The sequence below is a fragment of the Corynebacterium durum genome (assembly GCF_030408675.1).
GTDB classification, from domain to species: domain Bacteria; phylum Actinomycetota; class Actinomycetes; order Mycobacteriales; family Mycobacteriaceae; genus Corynebacterium; species Corynebacterium durum.
Genome location: NZ_CP047200.1, coordinates 1,139,195 through 1,156,372 on the forward strand (window position 1 = coordinate 1,139,195; position 17,178 = coordinate 1,156,372).

At 58.0% G+C, this 17,178-nt stretch carries 14 protein-coding genes; 6 read left to right on the forward strand and 8 right to left on the reverse strand.

From position 1 onward, the window contains the following. Positions 1 to 11: 11 nt before the first annotated feature. The 3 genes from ilvD to CDUR_RS05410 all read right to left on the reverse strand — a co-directional run bounded on the left by ilvD (position 12) and on the right by CDUR_RS05410 (position 4,184). Complete coding sequence (gene ilvD / locus CDUR_RS05400) at positions 12 to 1,853, reverse strand: dihydroxy-acid dehydratase (protein WP_179417428.1); 1,842 nt, start codon at positions 1,851 to 1,853, stop codon at positions 12 to 14. 64 nt (positions 1,854 to 1,917) lie between these two features. Continuing rightward, positions 1,918 to 2,412 (reverse strand): PH domain-containing protein, encoded by a 495-nt coding sequence (locus CDUR_RS05405; RefSeq protein ID WP_060995233.1) that lies wholly within the window; start codon positions 2,410 to 2,412, stop codon positions 1,918 to 1,920. 59 nt (positions 2,413 to 2,471) lie between these two features. After that, a complete protein-coding gene (locus tag CDUR_RS05410) occupies positions 2,472 to 4,184 on the reverse strand; it encodes a mechanosensitive ion channel family protein (protein WP_179417430.1) in 1,713 nt (570 codons plus the stop codon). Positions 4,185 to 4,715: 531 nt separating this feature from the next. Between CDUR_RS05410 and CDUR_RS05415 the strand changes: the two genes are divergently transcribed. The 3 genes from CDUR_RS05415 (at position 4,716) to ilvC (ending at position 8,344) form a co-directional block, all read left to right on the forward strand. Then, positions 4,716 to 6,662 (forward strand): acetolactate synthase large subunit, encoded by a 1,947-nt coding sequence (locus tag CDUR_RS05415; protein WP_179417431.1) that lies wholly within the window; start codon positions 4,716 to 4,718, stop codon positions 6,660 to 6,662. Beyond that, the gene (ilvN, locus tag CDUR_RS05420; protein WP_179417432.1) at positions 6,662 to 7,180 is read left to right on the forward strand and encodes an acetolactate synthase small subunit; all 519 of its coding nucleotides are present in this window, start codon (positions 6,662 to 6,664) and stop codon (positions 7,178 to 7,180) included. The genes CDUR_RS05415 and ilvN overlap by 1 nt, the downstream gene beginning before the upstream one ends. Positions 7,181 to 7,330: 150 nt before the next feature. Further along, complete coding sequence (gene ilvC, locus CDUR_RS05425; RefSeq protein WP_006062102.1) at positions 7,331 to 8,344, forward strand: ketol-acid reductoisomerase; 1,014 nt, start codon at positions 7,331 to 7,333, stop codon at positions 8,342 to 8,344. Positions 8,345 to 8,347: 3 nt separating this feature from the next. Here the strand turns inward: ilvC and CDUR_RS05430 are convergent, their stop codons facing one another. From CDUR_RS05430 to CDUR_RS05450, 5 genes are read right to left on the reverse strand one after another with little or no spacing between them, the layout of a single operon-like run. After that, positions 8,348 to 9,430, reverse strand: a complete 1,083-nt coding sequence (locus CDUR_RS05430; protein ID WP_179417433.1) for a DNA alkylation repair protein — start codon at positions 9,428 to 9,430, stop codon at positions 8,348 to 8,350. Next, positions 9,430 to 10,317, reverse strand: a complete 888-nt coding sequence (locus tag CDUR_RS05435; RefSeq protein WP_179417434.1) for a glycine betaine ABC transporter substrate-binding protein — start codon at positions 10,315 to 10,317, stop codon at positions 9,430 to 9,432. The genes CDUR_RS05430 and CDUR_RS05435 overlap by 1 nt, the downstream gene beginning before the upstream one ends. Before the next feature lie 26 nt (positions 10,318 to 10,343). Beyond that, positions 10,344 to 11,009: an ABC transporter permease gene (locus tag CDUR_RS05440; protein ID WP_179417435.1), complete on the reverse strand. Its 666-nt coding sequence runs from the start codon at positions 11,007 to 11,009 to the stop codon at positions 10,344 to 10,346. Then, a complete protein-coding gene (locus tag CDUR_RS05445; protein ID WP_179417436.1) occupies positions 11,006 to 11,677 on the reverse strand; it encodes an ABC transporter permease in 672 nt (223 codons plus the stop codon). The genes CDUR_RS05440 and CDUR_RS05445 overlap by 4 nt, the downstream gene beginning before the upstream one ends. Continuing rightward, a complete protein-coding gene (locus CDUR_RS05450; protein ID WP_179417437.1) occupies positions 11,674 to 12,486 on the reverse strand; it encodes an ABC transporter ATP-binding protein in 813 nt (270 codons plus the stop codon). The genes CDUR_RS05445 and CDUR_RS05450 overlap by 4 nt, the downstream gene beginning before the upstream one ends. A 202-nt stretch (positions 12,487 to 12,688) precedes the next feature. Here CDUR_RS05450 and CDUR_RS05455 point away from each other — a divergent pair, with 202 nt between their 5' ends. From CDUR_RS05455 to CDUR_RS05465, 3 genes are read left to right on the forward strand one after another with little or no spacing between them, the layout of a single operon-like run. After that, positions 12,689 to 13,618 carry a cation diffusion facilitator family transporter gene (locus CDUR_RS05455; RefSeq protein WP_179417438.1) on the forward strand — a complete coding sequence of 310 codons (930 nt, stop codon included), beginning with the start codon at positions 12,689 to 12,691 and terminating at the stop codon, positions 13,616 to 13,618. 28 nt (positions 13,619 to 13,646) lie between these two features. Beyond that, on the forward strand, positions 13,647 to 15,494 hold the full coding sequence (locus tag CDUR_RS05460; RefSeq protein WP_179417439.1) for a DUF262 domain-containing protein: 1,848 nt from the start codon (positions 13,647 to 13,649) through the stop codon (positions 15,492 to 15,494). A gap of 38 nt (positions 15,495 to 15,532) precedes the next feature. Further along, entirely contained in the window at positions 15,533 to 17,158 is a 1,626-nt protein-coding gene (locus CDUR_RS05465; protein ID WP_218865403.1) for an MBL fold metallo-hydrolase, read from the forward strand. Positions 17,159 to 17,178: the final 20 nt, after the last annotated feature.

Sequence of the window (17,178 nt, forward strand, 5' to 3'; positions counted from 1 at the left end):
GAACGCTATTTCTAGTCCACCTGGCGCACAGCACCCTTATCGGCAGAGGTGGCCATTTTTGCGTAGGCTCGCAGCGCCTTGGTCACGTGGCGATCACGCCCGACAGGCTGCCAGGGTTTATCTGATGCTTCCATGCGGGTACGGCGCTCTGCCAACACATGATCAGGAACATCCACCGACAATTCGCGGGCATGCACATCAATGGTGATGATGTCGCCATCCTCCACTAGGCCAATCACCCCACCGTGGGCGGCCTCAGGGGAGACGTGTCCCACCGACAACCCGGACGAACCACCAGAGAAGCGGCCGTCGGTCACCAGCGCGCATTTTTTACCTAGGCCAGCACCCTTCAGAAACGCCGTAGGATGCAGCATCTCCTGCATACCGGGACCACCAGACGGGCCTTCGTAGCGCACCACCAGCACCTCACCCGGCTGTATCGTGCGGTTCAAAATCACCGACACGGCTTCCTCTTGGCTTTCCACCACCCGGGCGGGACCGCTGAAATGCCACAAGGATTCGTCCACGCCGGCGGCTTTGATGATCGCGCCGTCAACCGCGAGATTACCGCGCAGCACCGCGAGTCCACCGTCAGAGGTGTAGGCGTGCTCTACGTCGTGGATGCAACCATGCTCCGCGTCCGTGTCCAACGTGTCCCACCGGTTATCAGTGGAAAAAGGCTCAGTAGTGCGCACGCCACCCGGTGCGGCGTGGAAAAGCTCAATGGCCTCGTCGCTGGCTTTGCCGCTGCGAATATCCCATTCATCAATCCAGCTAGCCAAGCTATCTGAGTGAATGGAATGGACATCTGTGTGCAGAAGACCACCGCGGAAAAGCTCGCCTAGGATCGCGGGGATGCCACCAGCGCGGTGCACATCCTCCATGTGGTAGTCCGAGTTTGGAGCAACTTTAGAGAGGCAACCGACTCGCCGGGAAAGCGCATCAATATCATCAAGGTTAAAATCCACCTCGCCTTCCTGCGCAGCGGCAAGGATGTGAAGGACTGTGTTGGTGGAGCCGCCCATTGCCATGTCCAGTGCCATGGCGTTGTCAAAGGCATGCTGTGTGGCAATGCTGCGCGGCAATACTGATTCATCTTCTTCGCCGTAGTAGCGGCGGCACAGTTCCACGATGATTTCGCCAGCGCGGGTAAACAATGCCTTTCGGGCTTTATGCGTGGCCAGGGTTGAGCCGTTGCCGGGCAGGGACAAACCAAGGGCTTCAGTGAGGCAGTTCATGGAGTTGGCGGTGAACATGCCCGAGCAGGATCCACAGGTGGGGCAGGCGGAGCGCTCAACGGAGCTGAGTCCTTCGTCGCTCACGTCGTCGGACGCGGAGGCGGAGATGGCGGTAACCAGGTCAGTGGGGGCGTGTGCTACGCCGTCGACAACCACGGCTTTACCAGCTTCCATGGGGCCGCCGGAAACAAAAACCACAGGGATGTTGAGCCTCATAGCGGCGTTGAGCATGCCGGGCGTGATTTTATCGCAGTTGGAGATGCATACGAGGGCGTCGGCGGTATGGGCGTTGACCATGTACTCCACGGAGTCGGCAATAATTTCGCGGCTCGGTAGGGAGTACAGCATGCCGCCGTGCCCCATGGCGATGCCATCATCCACGGCGATGGTGTTGAATTCCTTGGCAACGCCGCCAGCGGCACGAACTGCGTCGGCGACGATCTCTCCGACGTCTTTCAGGTGGACATGCCCAGGGACGAACTGCGTGTAGGAGTTCGCGATGGCGACGATGGGTTTGCCGAAGTCGTTGTCTTTCATGCCAGTGGCACGCCACAGGGCACGGGCGCCTGCAGCGTTACGGCCAACGGTGGTGACTTTTGAGCGTAAGGGGATCATGGGGAGTCAGTTGTCCTCAACAAGATGGAAGGATCAGAGTGAGTAAGGAGCTGGGTGGAAAGCGCTAGCTAGCCTCATCGGTGTCATCAGCAACATCGGATTTGTCTGTGAGCACCTGGCGGCCATCCTGGTGAATGACCACAACTTTCTCGTCAGCGGCATGGTGGCCTGCTGTGAGTGCATCGGGAATTCGGCCTTGTGAAGCCTCAGTGAGTTCGGGCAAGGAGTTGAATGTTACTCCAGGCAAAGGGAATTTGTTATCGTCAGTGCCGCATGCGAATGCTCGGCTGGATCCAAAGAGAATTCCGTTGAAATTATCCCACGTCATCTTTTTGGGCCGGGAAAAAGCGTAACGTGCCTCAATGCCGTCCTCGGTAATGATGGTGCGTGCTGTGAGCACCCAATACGCAAAGACGGCCGGTAGGAGCGGAATCCAGAAGAGAAAAATGGGCGCCATGCCCACTGCAAGCAGGGACATCAAGCCCATCACACCAGCACCAATGAGGTGGGCGCGGTCCGGGCGAAAAACACCGGTTGCTGATTCCGCTTCTGAACTCATGGGGGCTATTGTATGCCAGCCCCGGTTTTTCGCACCCATCCCCTCATAGTTTGTGGTGTCTACTCCTGTCCAGTGGTGCCGCCACCCGTGTTTCCACTGTTTGAGTTGTCAGAATTACCGCTCTGTTGATCAGCATTGGATGTCTGGTCAGACTGTTGCTGCTGTTGCTGCTGCTGACGTTGGGGGCTGTAGCCACTGTTATCTTGTTGCTGCTGCTGATACTGGCTTTGGTTTTGATTCTGATTCTGGTTCTGCTGGTTGGTGCTTTGGCGTTCTGGGGTTGCCGGTTCGCTGGTCGGTGCTGCGCTTTCCGGAGTGCTGGTCTCAGCGGGAGACGAGCTTTCTGACGCATTGGTACTGGTTGGTGCAGTTGAATCGGAGGTAGTGCTGGGTTGGCGGGAGGATTCCGTTGATGGCGCAGGTGCCGGCGCCTGGGTTTCCTGTTCCATTTGCTGGGAGTTTTGGATCGCGTTGGCGTTGGTGGCCTCCGCGCCCACAGTCCAGGTCTTGGCAAACAAGAGAAGGAACAACAGCGTAAACAGCAGGGTTGTGGAGGGGCGTACACGGCCGCCCAAGGAGGCCATGCGTAGCCATATGTTGTCGTAGGTGGCTTGCCGGAAAATTTGGGTTGGCTCGTCGTCCTCAGTGGGGTCGTCCTCCATATCCACTGGGTTTTCTATGGAAAGGTCACTGCGGGAATGTTCGGAATCCTGCCGGGCAACATCGCGCGTGACTGCCGGTTGGGGTGCGGTGGGGGTGTTTTCCCGCGAGGCGGTGTCAGCCTGAGCGCTCTGGGCGTGCGTTGTGCCACCAGCGGTGCTGCGGGTTGCGGCATCGGGAAGGGCGACGTCGATAAGCGGCTGGGAGCTGAATGTGCGGTTGGCGATGGTGGGCTCGGCCTCTAGGGATTCGCGTACGGCACCGGAGACGGTGGTTGCGGAACCGTATTCGTCCCAGAATTCCTCAAGCACGGCGGTGCGGATTGCGCGCTCGACTGCCCACTGCCGAGCCGGGTTGACCTGCACCACAAAACGCATGTCCACCAACCATGGCATGCCCACCGTGGTGGGGGGCTGGATGTCCACAGCGGGGTGTACATCTAGATCGCCCGTGATGTCTCCACGCAGTTCGGGTGCGGCTAGGGAACGCCGGGTTGCCTTTTCGGACCGAGCGACCGCCTCGTGGATGGATTGGGAACCCAACAGCGGAATCGGGATGACCACCACGGCGCGCGCCCAGAAGTTTGAGTGGTTGACGCACACGCGCGCGGTGCTATTGGGTACGATCACGGTTTCGCCGCTGAGGGTGCGGATAGTGGTGGCGCGCATGGTGATCTGGATGACGTCACCTTGAAGATCCATATTTGAGCCGATGAACTGCACCCAGTCGCCCACACCGAACTGCTTTTCCGAGATGATGAAAAAGCCGGCAAGAAAGTCAGCGATGATGCTTTGTGCGCCCAAACCGAGGGCGGCGGAGATCACTGTTGCGGGAATAGCGGCGCTTGTGGGGGAGAACCCGAACTCCTGCAAGGCCAACACAACAAGGATGAAGTAGGCCACCATTTGGGCGATGTATACGCCTGCGCCAATGAGGGCTAGGCGGCTTTTATTGCTCTGGTCGTCGATGTTCTCTAGCCGCCGACTCAACACCCGCTTGGTAAAGCGCCCCACGCGGGGGACTAGAACGGCAATCACAAACAAAAGAGCCAGTGTAACGCCGTGATGAAGTATCCAGTTTTGTGCAGAATCAAGGAGGTATCCGACAGGCATGCCATCTAGGCTAGCGTGAGTTGCGGTGGGTGGTGGGTGGCTGTGATAGTGGTGTTCGCGCTCTACATCGTGGCGTTTAGATTATGCTCAGATTTTGCTTATCGCATGTGCGAATATCGGCGTTGTGTTGTGTGTGACTGTCTGAGTCAGACAAGGGTAGATCCTAGAGAAAAGGCCAATAATGGCGCGGTCACCCTGTGTTGCAAGTTCCATAATGTGAGATGTTTCTCCCAAACGGGGGGATTGTGAGTTTGGTCAGTGGCAATTTTCTTAAGTGTGTGTAGAATTTGCTCCCATGACCATTATTCGACTTGTACTCGTAAGCCCTCGGCGCTTGCCGTAACGGTTATACAAGTCGTTTCGTCAGCGCCCTCGGAAGCACCACACCACACGGTGCCTCGGGGGCTTTGATTTTTGTTGCTGCTCGTTGTTTACCCGCAATGGACACGGAAACCCCGTGGGCAGGAGGGTGGGAGGACGGTCAGTCGCCTTAGTATTTGTCAGTTGTGTATTCATAAGGAGCCAGACGTAGTGAACGTGGCAGCTCAACATCAGCCCACACCCGCCACCGTGGCACACCGCAACGCAGCACGCGCGGCGTCTAACGGTCGTGCGGCTGCACAGGACTCTACAACAAAAGAAACCGTAGCCTCTGAGCGGATGACCGGTGCCCAAGCCATTGTGCGATCTCTCGAAGAGCTCGGTGCGGACGTTGTGTTCGGCCTTCCCGGTGGGGCAGTGCTTCCCCTCTACGACCCCATTTATTCCTCCACGAAAATGCGCCACGTGCTTGTGCGTCACGAACAGGGCGCGGGGCATGCTGCTACCGGGTACGCCCAAGTCTCCGGCAAAGTCGGTGTGTGCATTGCTACCTCAGGACCCGGCGCGACCAACTTGGTCACACCCATTGCTGACGCCAATCTTGACTCCGTACCCATGGTGGCCATCACTGGCCAGGTGGGGCACACGCTGCTGGGAACCGACGCGTTCCAGGAGGCGGACATCCGCGGCATCACCCTGCCGGTGACCAAACACAATTTCATGGTCACTGACCCAAACGATATTCCTGCCGCTTTGGCAGAGGCATTTTACGTGGCATCGACGGGACGTCCAGGTGCTGTGTTGGTGGATGTGCCCAAGGATATTCAAAACGCGGAGATGGATTTTGTGTGGCCGCCAAAGATCAACCTGCCTGGCTACCGTCCGGTGACCACCCCACACACCCGCCAGATTGAGGAGGCCGTGCGGCTCATTTCCCAGGCCAAGCAGCCCGTGTTTTATATCGGCGGCGGTGTGATCAAGGCCAATGCTCACAAAGAGCTGAAGGAGTTTGCCGAGTACACAGGCATTCCCGTGGTGACCACTCTCATGGCGTTGGGATCATTCCCGGATTCCCACGAGCTGCACATGGGCATGCCCGGCATGCACGGCACGGTCCCGGCTGTTGCCGCTATGCAGCGCAGTGACCTGCTGATCACCATCGGGGCGCGTTTCGACGACCGCGTGACCGGTGATGTCGCGACGTTTGCCCCAGATGCAAAGGTAATTCACGCCGATATTGACCCGGCGGAGATCGGCAAGATTCGTGCCGTGGACGTCCCCATTGTGGGCGATGCTCGTGAGGTGCTGTCGGGGCTGTTGTCGGTGTACCAAAACAGCGGCCTTGCCGCGCCGTCGCTGAGCAACTGGCGCGACTACCTCAACGATTTGAAACAGCGTTTCCCCCGCGGCTGGGAGGACCAGAGTGACGGTTCGCTGTCCCCGCAGTTTGTGATCCAAGCGCTGTCGCAGGAGGCGGGACCGGACGCCATCTACTGCGCGGGTGTGGGGCAGCACCAAATGTGGGCAGCGCAGTTTGTTGACTACGAAAAGCCGCGCACTTGGCTGAACTCGGGCGGTTTGGGCACCATGGGGTATGCCATTCCCGCGGCCATGGGGGCTAAAGCCGCTCGTCCTGATGCAGAAGTGTGGGCCATTGACGGCGATGGTTGTTTCCAAATGACCAACCAGGAGCTGGTGACCTGTGCCATGGAAGGGTTCCCCATCAAGGTTGCGTTGATCAACAACGGCAACCTCGGCATGGTGCGCCAGTGGCAGGCATTGTTCTACGGCGAACGTTACTCCAACACGAGACTGCGGGAACAAGGCAACTACATGCCTGACTTTGTGAAACTATCGGAATCCATGGGATGCGTGGCCATCCGAGTGACCAAAGAAGAAGAAGTGCTTCCCGCCATCCGCAAGGCCCGAGAAATCAACGACCGGCCCGTGGTCATCGACTTTATTGTCGGCGAGGACGCCCAGGTGTGGCCGATGGTGTCCGCAGGATCGTCTAACTCGGACATCCAATACGCGCTTGGTCTGCGTCCACTGTTCGACGAAGATTCCGCCGCTGAAAGTCCCGCCCACATTGATGAGGTTGTGGATGCTAATGCCACCGCCGCTTCACACAAGGTCACCAAGGAGGACAACAACTGATGGCCGCCACCGACATCTCCCGCCACACCCTGAGCGTCCTCGTTGAAGATATTGACGGCATCATTTCCCGTGTCGCCGCCATGTTCACTCGCCGCGCGTTCACCATGGTGTCCATCACCTCGGCGACAACGGAAACTCCCGGTGTTAACCGCATCACCATTGTGGTGGACACCGATGAGGAAAAGATCGAGCAGATCACCAAGCAACTGAACAAGCTGGTGCCCGTACTGAAGGTGGTGCGCCTAGCCGAGGACCAGATGATTGCCCGTGCACTGCTCATGGTCAAAGTATCCGCCGATAACTCCAACCGCCCGCAGGTTGTCGACGCCGCGAAACTCTTCCGCGCCCGAGTTGTCGACGTCGCACAAGAATCGGTGGTCATTGAGGCCACTGGTAGTCATGACAAGCTGCGTGCATTGTTGGACGTGCTGGAGCCTTTTGGCATCCGCGAGTTGCTTGAATGTGGGCAGATCGCATTGAACCGCGGTCCGAAGATCATGATACCCAACAAACTATAAATCCCACTATATGAGATTACGTGCGTGGTGTGGCACGCGCAAACGCATGGAATTCCCATTCTGTGGTACAACTGATGATGTGCGTGTCGCCGCCAATCACATGGCGCGGCAGCAAAGAATAAAGACAAAGGAAAGGCGAGTTTATCTCCCATGGCTATTGAAGTGCTCTACGACGCCGACGCTGACCTATCCCTGATCCAGGGCCGCAAAGTGGCCATCATTGGCTACGGTTCCCAAGGCCACGCGCACGCACAGTGCCTGCGCGACTCAGGCGTTGAGGTTGTGATCGGACTGCGAGAAGGCTCCAAATCTGCCGAAAAGGCCAAAGAAGCAGGCTTCACCGTCAAGAGCAACGCCGAAGCCGCCGAATGGGCCGACCTGATCATGCTGCTGGCCCCCGACACCTCCCAGGCCAACATCTTTACCACAGACATCGAACCGCACCTCAAAGACGGCGATGCCATCTTCTTCGGCCACGGCCTGAACATCCACTTCGAACTGATCAAACCCGCTGCCAACATCACTGTTGGCATGGTCGCCCCCAAAGGCCCCGGCCACCTGGTTCGCCGCCAGTTCGTTGACGGCAAAGGCGTGCCCTGCCTTATCGCCGTCGCCCAGGACCCCACCAGCAACGGCAAAGAACTCGCACTGTCCTACGCCGCAGCCATCGGTGGTGCCCGCGCAGGCGTCATCCCCACCACCTTCCGTGAGGAGACCGAAACCGACCTCTTCGGCGAGCAAGCAGTGCTCTGTGGTGGTCTGGAATACCTGATGATGACCGGCTTTGAAGTACTCACCGAAGCCGGGTACTCCCCGGAAATGGCCTACTTTGAGGTCCTGCACGAAATGAAGCTGATCGTCGACCTCATCTGGGAAGGCGGCATCGGCAACATGAACTACTCCATCTCCGACACCGCTGAATTCGGTGGCTATATCGCAGGTCCCCAGATCATCGACGCGGGCACCAAAGAACGCATGAAGAAGGTCCTGGCCGACATCCAAGACGGCAGCTTCGTTAAGAAGCTCATTGCCAACGTCGAGGGCGGTAACAAGGAACTCGAAGCCATGCGCGCAAAGATTGGCGAGCACCCCATCGAAAAGACCGGTGAAAAACTGCGTGACCTCATGAGCTGGGTGAAAAACCCGCTCAACGAGACCGCCTAAAGTCTAAGGGGCGATTGTCCAGTCAAGGACGTCGCCACGCACACCATTGACCTGCACCACACACCCCTGAGTACCAGGGTAAAGGGTGCCGGTCGTTGTGTTTTTCACCGCGTGACGCTTGGTCAGCATCACCTGCGACTGTGGTTCAATCGTGGTGGTTTTGAGCTTAAATACTTTCGAGCGCATCGCCCCGTTCTTGCCGCGGAACTGCATGATGTAATCCACCACAACCTTGGCTGGGGTATCGCCGCTGTTGGTGAGCGCGACGTCGATAGTCAGCGTGTCGTCCAGCGGCACCACAGTGGGGGAGAGCGTGACAGCATCCACCGTCACATGGGGATTCGCGGACATACCCACAAGCTCCAGCGCGCCGGGGTCTCCAGCCTTGATGAGGGTGCGTAAACCGTGCTGCGTCACACACTCGTTGCCCCAATCCCGTGCAGTGCGAACAGCCAGTTCAGGGTGATCCTTGGAAATATCGTTGAGGTTGTTGGCCACGGATTTTCGCACGTACGGCGAAGGGTCGCTATGAAGATGCTGGATGACGTCAATCACTGCTTGCGGGTCGTCCACGTGGCGTTTCAGCGTGCGGCCCCACGGCAGGCGGGGACGAATACCTTCTGAGGACAACCTGCGCTCGTGCACATTATCCGACCTTGACCATCGCCGGACGTGGCTCATGGCCAGGTCATAGTGCTGCTCCAGGTAAGGGCGGATGGCAAACTCGCCGGTATGCATCCTGGTGATGGCACAAATCGCTTCTAGTGACTCGTCTGGGTAGTCCAGTCCGAACTCCTCGACAAAGCGGGCGACCGGCATGAACTGCCAGCCTTCATTGAACATGCCGTCGGTGTCGTCTAGCTCCTGTTTAAGGTGCCGCAGAATCTGGTCCAGCGCATCTGGGTAATGCTGCGGGAGGCGGTCTTTTATACCGCGTGCCAGCACCAGCACGCGGTCCTTCAGCTCCAGTGGGCCAACAGCTGCGTCAACCTCTGCGGCAAAGTCATCGACGGATCCGAGGTCAAAATAAGTAGCTAGTATCTGGGCGCACTCGCCGTCGTAATAATCCTTAAAAGCGGTTGCCACTACAGTTCTTTCTCTTTTAACCAGTCCGAGGCGATGCGTTCAGCGGGAAGCTTTTCATTCACGCTGCGGGCGTTTAACTCAATAAGGTCCACAGGAGTAAGCGTAGCGCTGACTTTGTTGATCACCTCTTCTGCTCCTGAATCCACATCGTTGCTGGCCAGGGGAACAACATTGGATGCCAAGAACAATCCATTCGGGTCCGCCAGAGATACTAGATTATTGCTTGCCACCGATGGGTCGGCGGTGTAGATAATGGCCAATTGGATGTCGTTGTCTTTCAGAGCACGTACCGTCAATGGGCCGCCACCATCTTCGATGGGGGAGAAGGCGGTTTTCACACCGTATGCTTTTTCAAGTCCTGCGGGGCCATAGGGTCGGCTTTCCGCCTCTGAGTTGGCGCCCAGCGTTAGTGAGTCGGTGACTTTCTTCAAATCGGAGATGTTCTTCACGCCCCACTTATCGGAAAACTCCTTGGTCACTGTGTAGGCGTCCTGGTCGGTGGCGGGGGATTGCTTCAATACCCGCAGCCCGTCGGGTGTAACGGTGGTGAGTTCCGCGTACACATCCTCCGGCAGCCTGGCGCTGGTGTCTTTTTTCCAGTATTGCAGTAACGGTCCCGTGTATTCGGGGAACAGGTCGATGGAACCGGATTCAATTTCAGGCAAATATGCTTCGCGCTGGCCGATCCGCAGTTCACGTTTCACCTTGTGGCCACTTTTTTCCAGTGCTTGAGCGTAAATCTCTGCGATAATCTCGTTGGAGTAGTAATCCTGCGAGCCAATGGTGATGGTATCGGGGTCATTAGCTGTGCCAAAGGGATCGTTATTCACGCATCCGGCCAACATCAAGGCACACACCGCTACGACGGTGCCAACTATCTTTTTCATATGTCATTCACCTTAATTCGCGTGGATCACTTCACATGGGTTACAGCACGAGTAGCGGCTCGCTGAACAGCGGCAAGGCAGGCCTCAAACAACAGCGCCAGGGCAATCACCAGGATTGCGCCGCCCAACAGCACTGCATAATCACGGGTTTTCAGGCCAATAAACAAGTAGCGGCCCAGTCCATAATCTGAGGTGTATGCAGCCAGAGTGGTCGTGGAGACCACCTGCAGCGTTGCCGCGCGAATCCCACCAATGATTACCGGCAGCGCCAACGGTAGCTCGACGCCGCGGATTACCTGACCAGGACTCATGCCGATGGCCTGCGCCGCGTCCACGGTCACCGAATCAACGGCCTGAATGCCCGCGTATGTGCCCGCCAATAGCGACGGTATGGCCAGCACGATTAACGCCAGCAAGGGGGCTTTCACACCGATGCCGAACGCCAGGCCGAAGAGCGTGAGCAAGCCCAACGTTGGGATGGCACGGGCCGCACCGGTTAAGCCAACAACAATGCCGGATCCCCGCTTGGAATGGCCGATAGCTATGCCGAGTGGAATGGCCACACACGACGCACACAGCACTGCCATGAGCGTGATCACCATATGCTGCGCCATACGCGTTGGGATTCCCGACGTTCCAGACCAGTGTGCTGTGTCGGTCAGCCAGGCTAATGCATCAAGAAGAAGATTCATCGGACCGTCCCCAAGCGTGAGTTAGCCTTTGATGCTTCGTCGTGTGCCCACGGTGCGATGACTCGGCCCAGCAGAATCAACGCGGCGTCGATAAGCAACGCCAGCACCACCGTGGCCACAATGCCTACCGTGACCTCGGCGGTGATGCCGCGTTGAAATCCGTCTGTGAGCAGCGTACCTATGTTGGACACTCCGACCAGTGCGCCGATGGTAGCGAGCCCGATAGTGGATACGGTGACCACGCGAACCCCAGAGAGCAGCACGGGTATCGACGCCGGTAACTCCACCCTCCAGAACAGGCTTCGGTTGGAAAAACCCATCGCAATAGCGGCATCCCGAAGGTGTGGATCTATTGCGGCGAAAGCATCTGCCGCTGTACGCACCAGCAGTGCAATGCCGTAGAGAATCAGCGCAATAACCACAGTCAAGGGGGAGCGTAATGGCAATCCAAAAAATGCGGGAATTAATGCCAAGAGGGGCAAAGCAGGAATGGCATACAACAATGTCGCAGCGCTCAGCAGAGGACCACCGATAACGGGACGTTTATAGGCGAAATAGGCAATAGGAACGGCAATGATCGTGGACACCACAATCGCAGGAATACTGAGCAGCAGGTGTGCCCACACAAGTTGGACAACCTGTTCACTATTTTCTGACAACCAACTCACGGCGTGACCACTCCTAGGGGTTTGCCGAAACTATCCACCACAATGACTCGATCGCCCTCATCGCGAAGTTGTAATTGGGTGTTGGCGTTGTCGGTGCCCACAAAACTGCGTACGAAATCATCCGTTGGATTCGCGACAATTTCAGCAGGGGTGCCGCGCTGCGCAATAGTTGCGCCTTCACGCAGGACTATCACCTCATCGCCGATCCGAAATGCCTCGGAAATATCGTGGGTCACAAACAAAATTGTCTTTCCCAGTTCGTTTTGCAGTTGCAGCAACTCATCCTGCAGTTCACGGCGGACAATAGGGTCCACCGCGCTAAAGGGTTCATCCATCAGCAAAATCTGGGGATCGGTTGCCAGTGCCCGTGCCACACCCACCCGCTGTTGTTGGCCGCCTGACAACTGCGAAGGATAACGCGATGCCAAGGCCGGGTCCAAGCCAACGCGTTCGAGTAGTTCTGTGGCCGCCTCACGGCATTCGGTTCGGGAGACGCCCGTCAACCGCAGAACCGTGGACACGTTGTCGCCGACCGTAAGGTGCGGAAACAACCCACCGCTTTGAATCACGTAGCCGATGGATCGGCGCAGGGCGACGGGGTCGGAATCCTTCACGTCCTTACCGTCAATGAGGATGCTTCCTGAGGTCGGTTCGACCATGCGGTTCACCATGCGTAGCAGTGTTGTTTTACCGCATCCTGACGACCCCACCAGGACCGTTGTGCTATTTGGCTGCGCGGTGAGTGAGAAATCTGACACCGCCTCAGTCCCATTCGGATAGCTTTTAAAAACGCTCCTGAATTCGATCATGTTTTCCATTGTATACCCGGTTATCTGGTATCACGACATGGGAAAACGGCGCGCCATCCTGGAGATTTGTTTCTTGGTGGCATGAAAGTGGGGTGTGTGCTGGGGCGGAGCTTTGTCCAGATGTGCTCAAAAATAGGAGCGTTAATTTTTCATCATCTGCCTTTTTCATTAAGCCTTCCATTATTGAAAAAATGCTGCTAGCATGTGTCGCATGAGCAGCCACGAGCACGACCATCATCACGGGCATAGCCACAACCACGCGCCTCAATCTCTTTCCGCCCTCGTGGGGGTACTGACGCTCACGTCCGTGGTGTTCCTCGCCGAACTTATCGCAGGCATCGTGTCTGGGTCGCTGGCGCTGCTTGCTGATGCCGCCCACATGCTCTCCGACTCGGCTGGATTGGTGGTGGCGCTGGCGGCGATGCTGGTGGGTCGGCGCGCGGCATCGTCACGCGCAACCTTTGGGTATCGCCGGACAGAAGTGCTGGCTGCGGCGCTGAATGCGGGTGCTGTCAGTGCCATTTCCGTGTGGATTGTGGTGGAGGCAGTGCAGCGCATTGGGCGCGCGGAACCCATTGACACCGGGGTGATGCTGCTTGTGGCTGTGATCGGCCTGATAGTCAATGCCGTCTCAGCGCTGGTTCTGATGCGCAGGCAGCATGACAACCTCAACATGCGGGGCGCCTACCTGCACGTACTGGCGGACATGTTTGGTTCCGTCGCCGTCATAATCGCAGGCATCGTGATTCGGTTCACGGGTTTTCAGGCGGCGGACACCATCGCTTCCGTCATCATCGCTGCCCTGATTCTGCCGCGCTCGGTGCAGCTTCTCATGGAAGCGCTGCGAGTGCTGCTGGAACAGGTGCCGGCAGGGGTGGACCTAGACGCTGTGCATGCTGCCCTCGTTGCTGTGCCTGGAGTTGAGGAAGTCCACGACCTGCACGTATGGAGCGTTGACGGTACCGACCTTCTCGCCAGCGCGCACATCGTGGTCAGCGAAACTCCCGCCGAACTTGCCGAATGTTCGCTTCTCGACGCCGCGACTGCCGCACTCGCCGACCATGGCATTAAGCACTCCACCATTCAGGTGGAAAGTTCCGCACACGCGGAACATGAGGAGATAAACCACTAAAGAGTTTTTGGTGAGTAAAGTCAGGTTTATGGGTTTCAGCACGCTAAGTTACGACTTGATTGACCTTTTCGCCAGAATTGATCGGGGGGATCTTCAACTTCCAGATTTTCAGCGGGATTACAGCTGGGATGTCGACCGAATACGGGCACTCATCGTGACGGTACTGCGTGGTTACCCCATGGGCTGCCTCATGGCACTGGACACTCGCAACGAGAAAATGCGGTTCCGGCCCCGCCCGCTCGAAGGCGCGCCCAACACGGGCAACAACCCAGGAATGCTGCTCTTGGACGGGCAACAACGCCTGACCACTCTCTACCACAGCTTGCAGGGCGACGGCATTGTGGACACCGTGGACTTCCGCAACAAACGAATCCGACGCAAGTTCTACGTGGACGTGAACAAGGCGCTCAGCGCCGACATCCTCCCGCTGGAGGCCGTGTTCTCCGTCAACGAAAAAGGCGTGGTGAAATCTCACTTCGGCCCCGACATTCCTGGCGGCGTGACCGACCGTGAGACCGCCCTCGCGGCGGGCGTGATCCCCGTGTCCGCGCTACTCTCCGATGAAGGCACCGACATGATCTTCGACCTCGCCGAGGGGCCTGACCTGGTTGGGGAGACGGCAACTGCGTTCACTGGCAGTGCGCGCGATCGCGCCAAGCACTTCCACAACACTGTGGCGAAACCCCTGATACGTTACTCGGTACCCATGATCCGGTTGGATCGCGAAACCGCCCAAGGCGGCGTGGGATCCATCTTTGCCCAAGCCAACTCTGCGGGCCTGCAAATGGACGTGTTTGACCTGCTCACCGCCGTGTTTGCCAACGAAGACCCCGACTTTAAGCTCCGCGACGACTGGGCCGACATTGAGACAACCCTGCGGCAGTACCCTGCCCTGGACAGTGTGGGGCGCACCGAATTCCTCACCGCTGTGGCGCTTTTTGTCACCGCGCAAGAGGGGTACGCTTCCGGCCAGCGCGAAGACATTTTGCGCCTTAACCTGCCGACCTACCGCGCCGCATCCGCTGCTATCCGTGCCGCATTTGTGGAAACTGCCGAGTTCCTTCGGCAGCGCTGCATTGTTGACCCCAGCCTAGTCCCGTACCCCGCCCAACTTGTGCCGCTTACTGCGATCCTTGCCCTCCTGGGCGGGTCCGCCGAACTCGGAGAAGACGACACCCATTCCGAGGCGTGGGATCGCCTCTACCGGTGGTTCTGGTGTGGCATCTTCGGCGAACTGTACGGCTCCGCCGCCATTGGCATCCGCGCCGCACGTGACATTGATGAGGTCACCCCGTGGATCCGTGACACCGAACAGTCTTCTGGGACACCAGCGCGGGAGCCAGCTACCGTCACAGATGCGCGCTTCGTGGAATCCAGGCTGCTCAGTGTGGACCCCGAATCCGCCGTCTACAAGGGAATCTATGCCCTGATCATGGCGCGTGGCGCGAAGGACTGGCGCACAGCCCAACCGTTCACCGGTGCCAACTTCACAGAGCTGGGCACACGCTTTAGCCGTATTTTCCCCGCACAATGGTGCGTCGACCATGATGTGGAATCCGTGCTGGTGGACAGCGTGCTTAACCACACACCTATGGGCAGGCGCACGGAACACCTCATTGAAAACTCCTCCCCGGCGCGCTACTTACCGCGCGTTCAGGCGAAATCCCTGATGGAGGATTCCGAATTCGACGCCGTACTGGCTGGTCACTTTCTGGACCCCGAACTACTGCACAAGGCGCAGGCCGAGGAATTCTTTGCGGATCGTCGCCAGCGGCTCATTGACATGGTGGAGTACGCCATGGGCAAACAGGCCACCCGTGACGTGGTCGAATCTGATCTGCATGGTGGCGAGGAAGGACCAAACGCTTTCCTCTAGCCATCGTCTGACCCTCCCAGCCAACACAAGGAGCAGCAATGAATAAAACCGTACAAGTGATGGCCATTTTCTGTTGCGTGGGGCTTCTCGCAGCAGCATGCAGCTCCTCAGAGTCGGGGCAATCCACCGGTAACGGCTCGGATTCTGGTTCCCAGCAGACTAGTAGTGCTCTCGGGGCGTCGAGAAGCGAGCCGCAGAAACCTCAGGTCATTGAGGATCTCGACTATTCCGGCATCGGTGCGTCTCAGCAGTTTTTCGACCATTCCGACACCGTCATTGTCACTGACATGAGCAGGGCGGCGCAGTTGCGCGGGGCGTCGATAGGCGTGACGGTGGGTGCGCCGGTGCTGATGGATGCCGGCACCAACGCCCGGCAGATCACCGATGAGGTGCGGCGGCTCGGTGCATCCACAGTGTTGCTGGTGCAGAACGCGCGTATCGACGCCCCCGACGGCGTCACCGTGGTGCGCGACCCCCTCACCTGGGATGGGCTGAAGCAGCTTACGGGCAAGGATATGGCGGACAAGCCGGTGGCCACCATTGATGAGGCGGTGGCGGGTGCTGCTGAGCTGAATGCCAATGCACCCGTTGATTTGATTCCCAGCTGGGAGCCGCCGCTGGCTGCGACTGAATCGAATCAGGTAGGTGAGCTGCCGAAAAGCCAACCGAAGGCGGGGGAGAACCCGCCTGTGGTGGTGGCGACGCGGGATTCCTCGATTTCGGCTGTGGCGACAGCCCGCGCCCACGGTGCCGAGGTCACCTACCTTGACGCGCCGGACCTGCGAACCAGCCCGGAACTCGTGAAGAAAGCTCGGGAGCGTGGATACGTCATTGCGCTGGGCAGGCAGTTTGGTAGTGCTGAGTACATTGATGGTGTGTTGTCCTTCACCAACACCACTTACCTGCCCAACAATCGCATGATCGCCCTCTACGGCAATCCCATCAGCCCAGGGCTTGGGGTGATGGGGGAAAAGCCCCCGGCGGAAAGCGCGGAACACGCCAAGAAACTTGCCAGTGACTACGCGCCGTTCAGTGAGCAGCCTGTGGTGCCCGCGTTTGAGATCATTGCGACCGTGGCGCATACCGACCCAGGCGAAGACGGCGACTATTCCTCCGAAACTGATCCTGCCGCCATCCGCCCCTACATTGACGCCATCACCCAGGCCGGCGGCTACGCGGTGATTGATCTGCAGCCGGGGCGCGGATCCTTCCTGGAACAGGCCAAAAAGTATCAGGAACTTTTGGAACTACCCAACGTTGGTTTGGCACTTGACCCGGAGTGGAAACTCGGCCCGAATGAGAAACCACTCTCGCGGGTGGGCAACACCACAGCCGCCGAGGTTAATGAAACCACCGAATGGCTTGCGGGACTGACACGAGAGAAAAACCTGCCCCAAAAAGTGCTGATCCTGCACCAATTCCAAGTGGGTATGATTCAAAACCGCGAACAGCTGAATATCAACCATCCTGAACTCGCTTTTGTTGTTCACATCGATGGCAATGGCACACCCGGGGAGAAGATGGAAACCTGGAACGCCATCCGTAACGGGTTGGACCCGCGCATATTTGTGGCGTGGAAGAACTTTATTGATGAAGACAAACCCATGTTTGACCCCAGAGCAGTGATGGACGTGGCCCCACAACCGTGGTTTGTCTCATACTAATAAAAGAGAATAGATACTCA

Bases quoted from the DNA above. Each gene is read 5' to 3' on its own strand.
- CDUR_RS05460 (WP_179417439.1), top strand. From the start codon at position 13,647: ATGGGTTTCAGCACGCTAAGTTACGACTTGATTGACCTTTTCGCCAGA.
- ilvD (WP_179417428.1), bottom strand. From the start codon at position 1,853: ATGATCCCCTTACGCTCAAAAGTCACCACCGTTGGCCGTAACGCTGCA.
- CDUR_RS05410 (WP_179417430.1), bottom strand. From the start codon at position 4,184: ATGCCTGTCGGATACCTCCTTGATTCTGCACAAAACTGGATACTTCAT.
- CDUR_RS05455 (WP_179417438.1), top strand. From the start codon at position 12,689: ATGTGTCGCATGAGCAGCCACGAGCACGACCATCATCACGGGCATAGC.
- ilvN (WP_179417432.1), top strand. From the start codon at position 6,662: ATGGCCGCCACCGACATCTCCCGCCACACCCTGAGCGTCCTCGTTGAA.
- CDUR_RS05405 (WP_060995233.1), bottom strand. From the start codon at position 2,412: ATGAGTTCAGAAGCGGAATCAGCAACCGGTGTTTTTCGCCCGGACCGC.
- CDUR_RS05440 (WP_179417435.1), bottom strand. From the start codon at position 11,009: ATGAATCTTCTTCTTGATGCATTAGCCTGGCTGACCGACACAGCACAC.
- ilvC (WP_006062102.1), top strand. From the start codon at position 7,331: ATGGCTATTGAAGTGCTCTACGACGCCGACGCTGACCTATCCCTGATC.
- CDUR_RS05465 (WP_218865403.1), top strand. From the start codon at position 15,533: ATGAATAAAACCGTACAAGTGATGGCCATTTTCTGTTGCGTGGGGCTT.
- CDUR_RS05450 (WP_179417437.1), bottom strand. From the start codon at position 12,486: ATGATCGAATTCAGGAGCGTTTTTAAAAGCTATCCGAATGGGACTGAG.
- CDUR_RS05435 (WP_179417434.1), bottom strand. From the start codon at position 10,317: ATGAAAAAGATAGTTGGCACCGTCGTAGCGGTGTGTGCCTTGATGTTG.